Genomic DNA, 13,241 nt, shown 5'->3' on the forward strand with positions numbered 1-13,241 from the left:
TTCCCCCGCGGGAGGCAAGGGGAGCCTAACAAACCCCGGAGCCAGTGATCACCGGTTCGCACCACCCGGCCTGCCGCCGACCGTCCCGCTCCGGTGGCCCCCGGCGCATCCGGGTTGGCCTGACCGGGTGGTGGAGGGGCCCGCACTCCCCCGACGCGCCCGTCCTCCGCGGTGCCCCCTGCTAGCTTCACGAGCTGATCATGAGCCTCGTACCGCTGCGGCGCAGGCGGGGCCCGGAGCGTGAGCCAAGGCGAGGACGGCGGGCATGACCGAGGACGCGAAGAGGCCGACCGTGGCGGAGCCCAAGCGCAGGACCCTGCTGGCCACCGCCGCCGCGGCGGCCGGTGCGTCCGCCGTCGGCGCGGTGCCCGCCCCGGCCGCGGCGGGCACCGGGGCACCGGCCGGGGCGCGGCTGTCCGGCGCCGTGGCCCGCCTTCTGGCCGTGCCCGCGGCCGGCCGCGGGGTCGAGTGGCTCAGGTCCGCCCTCCAGGTCGCCGTGGAGCTGGAGCTGTCCACGATCCCGCCGTACCTGTGCGGCTGGTGGTCGGTGAAGGACCGTGGTTCGAACACCGCGCGCCTGATCCGGCGCATCATCGACGACGAGATGTACCACCTGGGCGTGGCGTGCAACCTCCTCGTGGCCGTGGGCGGGACGCCCCGGATCAGGGCGGGGGCACCCACCTACCCCGGCCCCCTGCCCGGCGGCGTGCACCCGGGGGTCACCGTGTACCTGTCGGGGCTCACCCGGTCCTTCGTGCACGACGTGATGATGGCCATCGAGGCACCCGACGCACCCCTCTCGCGCGAGCCTGGCGCCTCCCCCTCCGTGGGCGACTTCTACACGGCCGTGCTGGAGGGCTTTTGGCTGGCGTCCCCGCACTTGTCCACCCGCGGGCAGCTGGAGACGCGCATCGGCTCGGACGACCTGCGGCCGGTCAGGACGCTCCTCGACGTGGAGCGCGCCATCGACGTCGTCAGGGAGCAGGGCGAGGGCACCGGCAGTTCACCGGCCGACTCCTTCGCCGACGACCACCCCGCCCACTACTACGCGTTCAGCGAGATCTACCACGGCCGGCAGCTGCGCGTCACCGACCGGGGCTGGACCTTCACTGGGGCGCGCGTCCCCTTCCCCGACACCCGCCCCATGGCGCGGGTCCCGGCCGGCGGCTGGTCCCGCCCGCCGGCGCCGGTACGGCAGCTCCTCCACCGGTTCGACACCACCTACACCACCGTGCTGACCTCCCTCGACGCCGCCTGGGCGGGCGGCGGCCCGCGCGCCCTGGGTGCGGCCGTCCACGCCATGCGCGGCCTGGAAGAACCCGCACTGCAGCTGATGGAGACCCGCATCCCCGGCAGGCGGAGCACCTACGGTCCCCAGTTCCACACCCTGTCCTGACGCGGACGGGTGGCGGAGTGACCCAGGTGACGGACGTGGAGTGCGTGTTTTCCCGGTCGTGGGGGACACGCGTCGTATGTCCTCGGTCCAGAACGCACAGCCGGACACCGCCTCCGGCGCCGGCCTCAAGAGAGCCCTCACCACCCCACTGCTGTACTTCTTCATCCTCGGCGACGTCCTCGGCGCCGGGGTCTACGTCCTCGTGGGGCAGGTCGCCTCGGACGCCGGCGGGGCCGTGTGGGTCCCCCTGCTCGTCGCCCTCCTGCTCGCCCTGCTCACCGCCTCGTCCTACGCGGAGCTGGCCACGAAGTACCCCAAGGCGGGCGGTGCCTCCCACTACACGACCAAGGCGTTCGGGCCGTTCGCCGGCTTCATCGCCGGTTTCTGCATGCTCGCGGCCGGTGTCGTCTCCGTGGCCGCGCTCGCCCGCGGGTTCGGCGGCGACTACCTGTCGGCGTTCGTCGACCTGCCGGTGGCCGGCGTCGCCGTGGTCTTCCTCGCGCTGCTCGCCGCGCTGAACGCGCGGGGCATCCAGGAGTCGACGCGGGCGAACGTCGTCGCCACCGTGATCGAGGTCGGCGGGCTGCTGATCATCGTCGCCCTCGGCGGCTGGCTGCTGCTGCGCGGCGACGGCGACGTCGGGCGGCTCACCCAGCTCGGCACGCCCGGCGAGAACGCGGCGAGTGCCGTGCTCAGCGGATCCGTCCTCGCCTACTACTCCTTCGTCGGCTTCGAGACGTCCGTGAACGTCGCCGAGGAGACCCGCAACCCGCGCCGCTCCTACCCGCGCGCGCTGTTCGGCGCACTGGCCACGGCCGGTGCCGTGTACGTCCTGGTCGGCATCGCCGCGTCGGCCGCCGTGCCCACCAGCCGCCTCGCCGCGTCCAGCGGGCCGCTGCTCGAGGTGGTCCACGCGGCGGGCGGGGTGCCGCCGCGGCTGTTCAGCGCGATCGCGCTGGTGGCCGTCGCCAACGGCGCGCTGCTGACGGGGATCATGTCCTCGCGGCTGGCCTTCGGCATGGCCCGCGACGGGCTGCTGCCCTCGGTGCTGACGAAGGTGCTGCCCGCCCGCCGTACGCCCTGGGTCGCGATCGCGGCCACCACGCTGTTGGCGATGGTCCTCGCGGTGACCGGGAGCGTGGCCACGCTGGCCTCCACGCTGGTCCTGCTGCTGCTCGTCGTCTTCCTCATGGTCAACATCGCGGTGCTGGTCCTGCGCCGTGACACCGGTACGGCGGACCACTTCCGCACGCCCACCGTGCTGCCCGTGCTGGGAGCGGTCTCCTGCGTGGTGCTCGCCACCCAGGTCGAGGCCGAGGTCTGGTGGCGGGGGCTCGTGGTGCTCGCGGTGGGCGCCGTGCTCGGCGCGATCAGCCACCGTGCGGCCCGGCGCAAGGCCGCGTCGACGGCGTGACGGCTCCCCCGGCTCACCCGGCCCCGGCAGCGGAGGCGGTACGCGTCCCCGCCCGCGCTTGACGGTGGGAAGTCCGCGCTGGTCCACTGCCTGCCAGGATGCGACGTCCGGTCCGGACCCCGTGGTGGGGGCCGGGACCGAAGCGAAGGGGTGCGGCCATGTCAGCCGAAGCGATCGTCCGCCAGTCCGTCGTCGACGTGCTGGAGGAGCGCCTGCGGACGAGCATCCTGGACGGCGCGCTGCAACCCGGCTCCCTGCTCCCGCCCGAGCGGGAGCTCGCCGCTTCCTACGGCGTCACCCGGACTACCCTTAAGCACGCCCTGTCCCGGCTGGAGCAGGCGGGCCTGCTCCGCACCCGGCATGGCGTCGGCACCCGGGTGCTGGACTTCCTGAAGTCCGGCGGCGCCGACCTGCTCCCGCTGCTGGTGGGCCAGGACGGGGGCTGGCTCGCGGACGTGTTCGAGGCCCGGCGGGCGATCGGCGCGCTGATCGCCCGCAAGGCCGCCGCGGAGTGCGGCGCCGCGCAGGCGGTCCGGCTCCGCGCCGCGGTCGACGCGGTGGCCGGCGCCCCGGACGCGGCCGGTGCGCAGCTGGCCGAGCTGGAGGTGCACCGGGAACTCGCCCGCACCACCGGCAACCGCGTCTACGTCCTGCTCACGAACACGCTGCTGAACGCCTACCTGCCCGTCCGCCACCTCATGACCACGTCCTTCGCGGACCCCGCGACCGTCGCGGACCGCGTCCTCCGCGTGGTGGAACCCGTGGCGGACGGCAAGGCCGACGAGGCCGGACGCGCGGCCGAGGACTACTTCCGGCTGACCGCGGAGGAGATGACCGCCGACCTTGCCCGGCACGGGCGTCGGAGGTAACGACGGGTCGGCGCACACCGGTCGGGGGTCTTGACCCGGCGGCAGTGGGCTGATTCCCTTCCGGCAGTGGATGAGCCACTGAGCCAGTCGGCCACCGGGGCCACCGGTCTGCTGGGGTTCCGTTCGGAGAGGAACGGTGTCGTACGTGGGAGACGGCCGCACGACGCACTTCGCGGAGACGATGGAAGGAACGCTGCGGCTCGACTCCGGCGGGAGCCATGAGCGGGGTCTGCGGCTCGACCTGCGGGTCGACGCCCACCACCTGGTCCGGCCGCTCGGCTCGACCACCGCCGATGTCACGGGCCGCGTGCGCATCAGCGGCTGGGCCGACGACCCGCACGCCTGCGGTCGCATGCTCATCGCCCCGCTGGCCCGGGGCCGGATCGACTACCAGGTGCGGTTCACGGCCCGGGACGGCCACGCCTACGTGCTCGAGGGCCACAAGTCCCCGACCTGGCGGAACCCGTTGCGGTCGATGACCTTCCTGCCCGTCCGCCTGCGGCCCGCGGAGGCGGACGGCGCGGGAGGCGCCTCGGTGCCGTCCCGTGGGGAGGGCGTCCTGCGGTTCCGCCTGCGCGCCTTGCCGGGCTTCCTGGCGAGTTGGCGCTTCCCGGCAGCCTCCGATGCCGCCGGGGCCTACGACTCGGCTCGCCCGGGCCGGCTGAACGTCTGGTACAGCACCTTCTCCGACCCGGTCACCGGCACCGGGTACTGGTTCCACCACGAACTCGTGCGCCCGGTCGACGGCGATCCCTACACCCATGGTTGGGCAGCCGTGTACCCGCCCGGCACGTCCCCGGTCATCGAGCGCTTCGGCCCGCACCCCCTCGGCGGAGACCCGTCGTCCGGAGTCGACGCGGTGGCCGCCGGGGCACCCGGGTTCCACTCCCCCGCGGCCCTCGCGACCGCCCGCCGACTCCGGGGAAGCGCCGGCCGGCTGGCCTGGGACCTGGAGGTGAGCGCGGGGTCCGCGCCCCTGCACACGTTCCCCCGCCTCGCCTGGCGGTGCCGGCTGCTGCCCGCCGTGCACGTCGTCCCCCAGGTGCGGGCGCGCTGCTCCGGCTCCGTGCGCCTCGACGGGCGGTCGCTCCCGGTGGCCGACGCCCTGGGGGCCGGTGCCCGCATCGTGGGCCGCGGCAACGCTCACCGCTGGGCCTGGCTGCACGCCGACCTGGACGACGACACCGTCCTGGAGGTGGTGGCGGCCGTGTCCACCCTGCCGCTGCTGCGGCGCCTTCCGCCGCTGGTGTTCCTGCGACTGCGCCGGGCCGGACGTGACTGGCCGCGGGGCGACTGGCGCAGCGCACTGGGCGTGTGCGGTGCGGGGCGGTTCACGGCGAGGCCCGAGCTGCCGACCTGGAGCGTGCAGGGCCGCGCGGGAGGACACCGCATCACGGTGCGCGTGCACCTGCCCGCGGAGCGCAGGACCGCCGTCGCCTACACCGACCCCGACGGGTCCGGGGCGACCTGCCACAACAGTGAGCGGGCCGACGTCCACGTCCGTCTGGAGCAGCGGAGCGCCGGCCGGTGGCGGACCGAGCGGGTCTGGGACGTACGGGGCACCGCACACGCCGAAGTGGGGCTGCGGTGACCCCGGACCGCGGCCGGGCCCTGGCCGCCGTACTGCTGGACATCGGCGAGGACACCGACGGGGCGTCCTGGGAACGCCGGGTGCCGGAACGCCTGTCGGCCTTCGCGTCGTCCCTGCCGCCGGGCGTCCGTGCCGGCCTCGGCGCGGCGGACCTGGCGCTGGACGGCTTGTCCCTGCTGACCACCGCACGGCGCGCCCACCGGTTGCCGCCGGAGGCCCGGGCGCGGCTCCTGCGGCGGCTGGTCCGCCTGCCCGGCTGCGAGGCGCTGCTCGACAGCGTGAAGGTCCCGGTGCTGCTGGCCGCGGGGTCGAGTCGCCACGGGACACGCGCCGCTGCGTCCTTCGCGCGCGCCGATCCTCCCCTGGACCTGTGCCCCTCGTCCGACTGGCCGGACACCCATCGCGCCGACGCGGTGGTGATCGGTTCGGGCGCCGGAGGGGCCGTGGCGGCGCTGACCCTCGCGGCCTCCGGGCGCTCGGTCGTCGTCCTGGAGGAAGGGCGGCACTTCTCGACCCGGGAACTGGCCTCCCGCCCGCCCCTGGACCGCTTCGCCGACGCCTACCGCGACGGCGGCGCCACGTTCGCCTGGGGCCTGCCGCCCGTGCTGCTGCCGCTCGGGCGGGCCGTCGGCGGCACCACACTGGTCAACTCCGGCACCTGCTTCCGCACACCAGACCACGTCCTGCGGCGCTGGCACCGTGAGCACGGCGTCGAGCTGGCCGACCCCGCGCACTTCGCGCGCCACCTGGACCACGTCGAGCAGCTCCTGGGCGTCGCCGTACCCGACCCGGCGGTCCTCGGCCGCAACGGTGCGCTGGCCCTGCTCGGTGCCGACCGCCTGGGGTGGTCCGCCGCCGCCCTGCGCCGCAACGCCGAGGGGTGCGGGGGGTGTTGTGAGTGCGTCGCCGGCTGTCCCACCGGTGCCAAGAGGGCCGTGCACCTGTCCGTACTGCCGGGGGCCTGCGCGGCGGGGGCGCGGATCGTCACCCGTGCCCGCGCCACCCGGATCGTCACCGAGCACCGTGGGGGTGCCCGCCGGGCCGTCGCGGTGGAGGCGGTGCGCCCGGACGGCTCGGTCTTCACCCTCACCACCGGCCTCGTGGTCGCGGCGGCGGGCGCCCTCCACACGCCGGCCCTGCTGCGGCGCTCGGGTCTGGCGGGTCACCCGCGGGTGGGCCGGAACTTGGCGATCCACCCGGCGGTCAGCCTCGCCGGACGGTTCGGCGAACCCGTCACCGGCCCGGGGGCCGGCCCCAACGTCCTGCAGAGCGTCGGTGTCGACCAGTGGCACGCCGACGGGATCCTCATCGAGGCGACGGCCGCACCGCCGGGGATGACCTCGTTCGTCCTCCCGCACCTGGGGGCGGCGCTCAAACGCGAGCTGGACGACGCGCCCCGCCTCGCCCTCCTCGGCGCGATGGTCTCGGACCGCCCCTCGGGACGGGTCCGAGGAGCGCACCGGCCGCTCGCCTCGTACGCCCTCCACGCGGAGGACGGCCGCCGCCTGCTGCGGGCCGTCGGCCACATGGGGCGCATCCTGTTCGCCGCGGGCGCCCGCGAGGTCCTCACCGGCCTCCCGGCACGCCCCTCGGTCACCTCGCCCGACGCCCTGGACGACCTGGTCGGGCGGACCGGTCATCGCCGCCTCCACCTGTCGGCCTTCCACCCCACCGGGACAGCGGCCCTGGGGTCGGACGGCGGACACTCCCCGGTGCGCCCGGACGGACGGCTGCGCGGGACGGAGGGGGTCGTGGTCGCCGACGCGTGTCTGCTGCCCTCCTCGCCCGGGGTGAACCCCCAGGTCACGATCATGGCGTTGGCGCACGCCGTGAGCGTGGAAGCCGTCCGTCGCGACGGGGAGTGACCTCAGCAGACGGCGACGAGCGCGGCCAGCACGCCGGCCGGGTCGTGCAGGACGCGGGCGCCGTCGCTGACGACCCGTCGCGTCCCGGGGTCCACGGGGTCGGTCCTCGCCCAGTCCGGGGAGCCGACAGCCAGCTCGACCTCCAGCCCGGAGGCCGTACGGCAGCGGCGTTCCGTGACCGGCCCCCACGACCGGGTGCGGATCACCTCCCCCAGCCGCAGGTCCGCGACCCAGGCGTCCTCCAGCAGGTGGCGGGAGGGGTCCGTGGTGAGCAGGACGAGGTCGACGTCGGAGTCCGGTCGCGCGGTCCCCCGGGCGCAGGAACCCACCAGGAGGAGTCCGACGACGTCCTCCCGGTCCCCGCACCAGGACGTGATCCGGTCGATGACGTCGTCGATCTCGGCCGCCCGCTCCGGTGACAGGGCGGCCTGCGGGTGCGCCGGGAGGTCGTCCTGAGGCACGTGGGCATTCCCTTCCGCGAAGTGGTCGTCACCGTGGGGCAGCTTCCCAGACCGCACACGACGACGGGTCGGCCACGGACGACGTTCCTCCGCGACCGACCCGTCTTCCCCGCCCGACGGCCCCCCTACGCCGTCATGGCGGTGTCCTCCTCGAACAGCGCGTGGAAGCGCCGGGTGTGGTCCACGTGGTGCTCCGGACCGTCCAGCGTGACCCGTGCCGTGAGCCGGGTGTCGCCGCTGGACGCGGACAGCCGCAGCTCCAGCTCACCCGGCTCGACCACGCGCCGGCCGTCGCGGCCGGTGAACGAGGCGACGTCGGCCGGGACGGTCACCCGCAGCCGCCGGGACTCGCCGGCCCGCAGGGACACCCGGGTGAAGCCCACGAGCCGTTGCACCGGCTGGACCACGGACGCCACCGGGTCGTGCAGGTACAGCTGGACCACCTCGGTGCCCGGCCGCTCACCGGCGTTGCGGACGGTGAACGCGAGGGTCACCTCACCGTCCGTCCCGGCGGTGTCGGCGTCGACGGCCAGGTCGCTCCACGTGAACCGCGTGTAGGACAGGCCGTGCCCGAACGGGAACGCGGCCGTCGGGTCGACGTTGGAGACCTCGCTGGCCTGCGCGAGCCGCGCGCCGAGGTAGGTGGACGGCTGGGTGCCGGAGCCGCGGGGCACGCTGACCGGCAGCCGCCCGGACGGGTTGATCCGCCCGCTCAGCACCCCCGCGAGGGCCGGGGTGCCCTCCGCGCCGGGGAAGAACGACTGCACGACGGCGGCCGACTCCTCCACGGCCCGGCCGAGCGCGTAGGGGCGTCCGGCGAGCAGCACGGTCACCACCGGCGTGCCCGAGTCCAGCAGCGCGTCGAGGAGTTGCTGCTGGGCGCCGGGCAGGGCCAGCGACTCCACGTCGCAGCCCTCGCCACTGGTGCCGCGCCCGAAGAGGCCCGCCCGGTCGCCGAGGACGGCCACCACCACGTCGGCGTCGCGCGCCGCCGCCACCGCGTCCGCGAGGGCGGAGGTGTCGCCGTCGTCGACGCCGGTGCCGCGCACCACGGTCAGGTCCGCGCCGGGGAACTCGCGCGCCAGGCTCTCGCGCAGGGTGGGCAGTTCGATGCCCACGGGCTGGTCGGGGTGGTGCACGCCGACGTGCTGCGGGAACGAGTAGCAGCCCAGGACGGCCGTGGCCTCCTCGGCGTTGGGGCCGACCAGGGCGATGCGGCGCGGTGCGGCGAGCGGCAGGACGCCGTCGTTGCTGAGCAGCACCACCGCCTCCTCGGCGACCGTGCGGGCCAGCTCGCGGTTGGCGGGGCTGTCCAGGTCGACCGTGCCGCGCAGCGCGTCGGGGTCGCCCGGGTCGGCTCCGGCCAGGGCCGGCGGCACCGGGCTCCAGTCCGGGTCGAGCAGGCCGAGCCGCGCCTTCTGGGCGAGGACGCGGCGCAAAGCGCGGTCGATCAGGGCCTCGGGGACGCGTCCGGCGCGCACGGCCTCGGTCAGGGGTGCCCCGAAGGTCTTGACGGTGGGCAGTTCCACGTCGACGCCGGCCCGCAGGGCGGTGCCCGCCGCGTCGGCCCAGTCGCCGGCCAGCCCGTGCAGGATCTTGAGGAAGGCGATGCCGAAGTAGTCGGCGACGACCGTGCCCTCGAAACCCCAGGTGTCGCGCAGGAGTTCGGTCAGCAGGGCTTCGTCCGCCACGGACGGCAGTCCGTCGGTGTCGGTGTAGGCGTGCATGACGGAGCGGGCGCCGCCCTCGCGCAGGGCCATCTCGAACGGCGGCAGCAGCACGTCGGCGCGTTCGCGCGGGCCCGCGCTCACCGGGGCGAGGTTGCGTCCGGCGCGGGAGGCGGAGTAGCCGACGAAGTGCTTGAGGGTGGCGATGATCCCGGCGGACTCCAGGCCCTGCACGTAGGCGGTGCCGATGGTGCCGACCAGGTAGGGGTCCTCGCCGATGGTCTCCTCGACGCGGCCCCAGCGGGCGTCGCGCACCACGTCGAGGACCGGTGCGAGGCCCTGGTGGACGCCGACCGCGCGCATGTCGCGGCCGATCGCCGCGGCCATCTCGCGGATCAGTCCGGGGTCGAAGGAGGCGCCCCAGGACAGTGGCACGGGGTAGGCGGTGGCCTGCCAGGTGGCAAAGCCGGCCAGGCACTCCTCGTGGGCCACGGCCGGGATGCCGAAGCGGTTGGCGGCGGTGATCCGCGCCTGGGTGCGCATCAGGGACAGCGCGCCGAGCGCCGGGTCGACGGGCGCGGTGCCGAAGGGCCGGGTCAACTGGCCCAGCCCGGCCGGGAGCAGGGCGTCGAGGTCGACGGCGTCGTCCATGTCGTGCTGGTGCGGGGCGACTTCGCCGCCCTCGGCGGAAGCGCCGACCCACACGCCGTAGAGCTGGGCGATCTTCTCGTCCAGGGTCATGGCCTCGATCAGCGCCGAGACCCGCGTGTCGATGTCGTGGGCGGGATCGTTCCACAAGGGAATCTGAGGGGTTTCGGGGGTGGTCTCAACGGCCACGTTGGGGGTCACTTTCCTCCGACGCCCATCAGGCCCTGGACCAGGGCGCGACGGGCGAACAGGTAGACGAGAAGGACGGGCACCATGGACAACGTCACCGCGCCCAGCAGGCCGGGGATGTCGACGCCGTGTTCGGTCTGGAAGTTGTACAGACCGAGCGTCACGACCTTGGTGGAGTCGGACTGGGTCAGGACGAGGGGGAACAGGAAGCCGTTCCACGCCTGCAGGGCGGAGAACACCACGATGGTGGACAGGCCGCCGCGGGACAGCGGCACCACCAGCTGGAAGAACATCCGCCGCGGGGTCGCCCCGTCCATCGCCATCGCCTCGAACAGCTCGGGTGAGATGTCCCGCATGGCGCCGCTGAGGATCAGCGCCGACATCGGCAGGCAGAAGGCCGCCGTCGGCAGGATGACGCCCAGCAGGTTGTCGTACAGCCCGGCCTCGCTGATCAGGTAGAACATCGGGACGATGACGGCCTGCGCGGGGATCGCGAGGCCCAGCAGGAACAGGCGGAAGATCTGCGAGGTGACCCGGCTGCGGCTGCGCACGATGGCGTACGCGAGCGGCGGCACCAGGGCGAGCACGATGCCCACCACGCACACGGTGACCAGCAGAGTGTTGAAGAAGTACTGCCCGAAGCCCGAGTCGAAGGCGCCGGTGTAGTTGTGCAGGGTGAAGGTGTCCGGCCAGGACACCGGGCCGTTCTTCGCGTAGTCCTCGCGGGTGCGCAGGGTCGCGGCGAGCAGCACGTACAGCGGCAGGCCGACGAAGAGGAGCCAGACCAACGATCCGGCGCCGGCGAGGTAGTTGGGGCGGTGCCTCATGACACACCCTCCATGTCGCTGCGCATCTTGTCGTAGCCGGAGACGCGCACGACGATCAGCGAGATGATGGTGGCCGCCACGACCAGGCAGAGCGCGATCGCCGAGCCGGCGCCGAAGTCGAAGCTCTTGAAGGCCTTCTGGTACATGTAGTAGGCGCTGATCGTGGTGTCGCTGCCCGGGCCGCCCTGGGTCAGGATCAGCACCGTCTCGAAGGTGGTGAGTCCGCCGACGATCATCAGGATCATCGAGGTGATCATCGAGTTGCGCAGCTGCGGCAGGGTGATGTGGAAGAACTGCCGGTAGCGTCCGGCGCCGTCGATCTCGGCGGCCTGGTAGAGGACGTCGGGTACGGCGCGTGCGGCGCCCTGGTAGATCAGGGTGTGGAAGGGCGTGAACTGCCAGGTGCTCACGAACGCCAGCACGCCGATCGCGGTGGCCTGCTTGCCGAACAGGTTGCCGTCGCCGAACAGCCAGGTGGCGCGTGCGGGGATGCCGAAGTTGGGGTCGAGCAGCGCCCGCCACAGCACGGAGACCGCGGTGGAGGACAGCAGCAGCGGGATGAAGTAGATCGCGGACAGGACGGCGCGGTTGCGCTGGTGGCCGGCCGCCCACACGCCGAGCACGATGCTGAGCGGGGTCTGGATGGCGACGCCGAGCGCGGTCAGCAGCAGGGTGAGCCAGATGCTGTTGATCATCACCGGGTCGTCGAGGATCCGGCTCCAGTTGTCGGTGCCGACCCACTGGGGCGAGCCGAGGCCGTTCCAGCTCATGAACGACAGCACCGCCACCATGATCAGCGGTGCGATGGCGAAGAGGGCGAAGAAAAGGGTGGCGGGCAGCGCCCAGACGAAGCCCGGGCGCCCGACGAGGACGGCGGAGGAGCCCTCCGGCCGCCGCCGGACCTTCTTGGGGGTCTCGGCGGCGGTGGGAGCACTCGTGGTCTGAGTGGTCATGAGTGTCATTCGGTGGGCAGGGCCTGCATGGCCTTGATGAATCCGTCGGCGTCCAGCTGGCCGTTGAAGAACTGCTGCACGGCCTGGTGCATCGGGGTGCTCGCGGCCGGCGGGTAGGCCTGGTCCCACGAGAGCTGGAACGACGGGGCGGCGGCGACCAGGTCGTACTGGAAGCGCGAGTACTCGGGGCTCGCGGACGTGGTCAGGAACTTCGGCACGTTGGTCGTGGTGGGCAGGTTGCCGATGGCCATCTGCGCCTTGACGAACTCGTCGGAGTACATGAGCTTCAGGAACTGCGCGACGGCCTCGGGGTGCTTGGTCTTCTTCAGCACCGAGTAGAAGTTGTTCGTGTTGCCGACCACGTTGGCCGGGTCGCCCTTGCCGCCGGGGACCGTCGGGAAGGTGGTGTAGCCGAGGCCCTTGGCGGCGAAGTCCTTGGCGTCCGTCTGCTGCTGGGAGTAGTACCAGGAGCCCATCAGCTCGAAGGCCGCCTTGCCGGAGGCGACCAGCGCCGGGGAGGCGCCGTTGGTGTACTTCACCGAGTCGTAGTTGGTGCCGAAGGCGCCGGCGTCCACCAGCTCCTTGATCTGGCCGAGGGCCTTCTTGCTGTCGGCGCTCGCCCAGGCGTCCTTGTCGCCCTCCAGGGCCTTCTGGAACAGCTCCGGGCCGGCGACGCGGTCGTAGAGGTACTCGAACCACATCAGCGTCGGCCACTGGTCGCCGCCGCCGAGGGCTATCGGGGTGACGTTCTTCTTCTTCAGCGTCTTGACCGCGGCGAGCAGCTCGTCCCACGTCTTGGGCGGCTGGACGCCCGCCTTGTCGAGGACGTTCTTGTTGTGGAAGAGCAGCACCGGCTGGGTGCCGCGCATCGGGATGCCGTAGGACTTGCCGTTGACCACGGCGCTGTTGAACACCGAGGGCAGGAACTTGTCCTTGAGGTTCGGGTCCTTGGCGATGAAGTCGTCCAGCGGCATCAGCAGGTCGGCCTTGACGAACGGCTGGATGCTGCCGCCGCCCCAGTTGAAGAAGACGTCCGGCGCCTGGGGCGTGCTGATGATCGTCTGCAGCTTCTGCTGGTAGTCGGCACCCGGGATGGTGTCGAGCACGGCCTTGACGTCCGACGTCTTGTTGAAGGTCTCGACGATCTGCTTCTCGACCTTGTTGCTGGCGTCGCCGTAGACCAGGACGTGGATCTTCCCGTCCTTCGACGAACCGCCGCTGTCGTTCCCCCCGCAGGCCGTCAGGCTCAAGGCCATGGCGAGGGTGGCGCCACAGGCGAGCAGTCCGTGCAACCGCGTGCGTGTCTTCATCGTCCGCCTCTCGAAAGTTTCGGCATCATTGCCGAAAGTCCATGCGGACGG

At 73.1% G+C, this 13,241-nt stretch carries 10 protein-coding genes; 5 read left to right on the forward strand and 5 right to left on the reverse strand.

Annotated features, from left to right (window positions below; all coding sequences use genetic code 11):
* Positions 1 to 265: 265 nt before the first annotated feature.
* From E4U91_RS00825 to E4U91_RS00845, 5 genes are all read left to right on the forward strand, one after another.
* On the forward strand, positions 266 to 1,396 hold the full coding sequence (locus E4U91_RS00825; RefSeq protein ID WP_137304729.1) for a ferritin-like domain-containing protein: 1,131 nt from the start codon (positions 266 to 268) through the stop codon (positions 1,394 to 1,396).
* 76 nt (positions 1,397 to 1,472) lie between these two features.
* The gene (locus E4U91_RS00830; protein WP_137304730.1) at positions 1,473 to 2,810 is read left to right on the forward strand and encodes an APC family permease; all 1,338 of its coding nucleotides are present in this window, start codon (positions 1,473 to 1,475) and stop codon (positions 2,808 to 2,810) included.
* A 158-nt stretch (positions 2,811 to 2,968) separates the two neighbouring features.
* The gene (locus E4U91_RS00835; protein WP_137304731.1) at positions 2,969 to 3,679 is read left to right on the forward strand and encodes a FadR/GntR family transcriptional regulator; all 711 of its coding nucleotides are present in this window, start codon (positions 2,969 to 2,971) and stop codon (positions 3,677 to 3,679) included.
* A 136-nt stretch (positions 3,680 to 3,815) separates the two neighbouring features.
* Positions 3,816 to 5,270 (forward strand): hypothetical protein, encoded by a 1,455-nt coding sequence (locus tag E4U91_RS00840; protein WP_241678452.1) that lies wholly within the window; start codon positions 3,816 to 3,818, stop codon positions 5,268 to 5,270.
* On the forward strand, positions 5,267 to 7,135 hold the full coding sequence (locus E4U91_RS00845; protein ID WP_241678453.1) for a GMC family oxidoreductase: 1,869 nt from the start codon (positions 5,267 to 5,269) through the stop codon (positions 7,133 to 7,135). The genes E4U91_RS00840 and E4U91_RS00845 overlap by 4 nt, the downstream gene beginning before the upstream one ends.
* A gap of 2 nt (positions 7,136 to 7,137) precedes the next feature.
* Here the strand turns inward: E4U91_RS00845 and E4U91_RS00850 are convergent, their stop codons facing one another.
* The 5 genes from E4U91_RS00850 to E4U91_RS00870 form a co-directional block, all read right to left on the reverse strand.
* Positions 7,138 to 7,596 (reverse strand): nucleotidyltransferase domain-containing protein, encoded by a 459-nt coding sequence (locus tag E4U91_RS00850; protein ID WP_241678454.1) that lies wholly within the window; start codon positions 7,594 to 7,596, stop codon positions 7,138 to 7,140.
* Between the two features lie 125 nt (positions 7,597 to 7,721).
* Entirely contained in the window at positions 7,722 to 10,112 is a 2,391-nt protein-coding gene (locus tag E4U91_RS00855; protein WP_137304732.1) for a beta-xylosidase/alpha-l-arabinosidase, read from the reverse strand.
* Positions 10,109 to 10,927 (reverse strand): carbohydrate ABC transporter permease, encoded by an 819-nt coding sequence (locus E4U91_RS00860; RefSeq protein ID WP_137304733.1) that lies wholly within the window; start codon positions 10,925 to 10,927, stop codon positions 10,109 to 10,111. Before E4U91_RS00860 ends, E4U91_RS00855 begins: the two co-directional genes overlap by 4 nt.
* Complete coding sequence (locus E4U91_RS00865; RefSeq protein WP_137304734.1) at positions 10,924 to 11,880, reverse strand: carbohydrate ABC transporter permease; 957 nt, start codon at positions 11,878 to 11,880, stop codon at positions 10,924 to 10,926. The genes E4U91_RS00860 and E4U91_RS00865 overlap by 4 nt, the downstream gene beginning before the upstream one ends.
* Before the next feature lie 5 nt (positions 11,881 to 11,885).
* Complete coding sequence (locus tag E4U91_RS00870) at positions 11,886 to 13,190, reverse strand: ABC transporter substrate-binding protein (protein ID WP_137304735.1); 1,305 nt, start codon at positions 13,188 to 13,190, stop codon at positions 11,886 to 11,888.
* Positions 13,191 to 13,241: the final 51 nt, after the last annotated feature.

Origin of the sequence: Streptomyces lasalocidi, assembly GCF_005280215.1 — a bacterium.
Classification (GTDB): domain Bacteria; phylum Actinomycetota; class Actinomycetes; order Streptomycetales; family Streptomycetaceae; genus Streptomyces; species Streptomyces longwoodensis.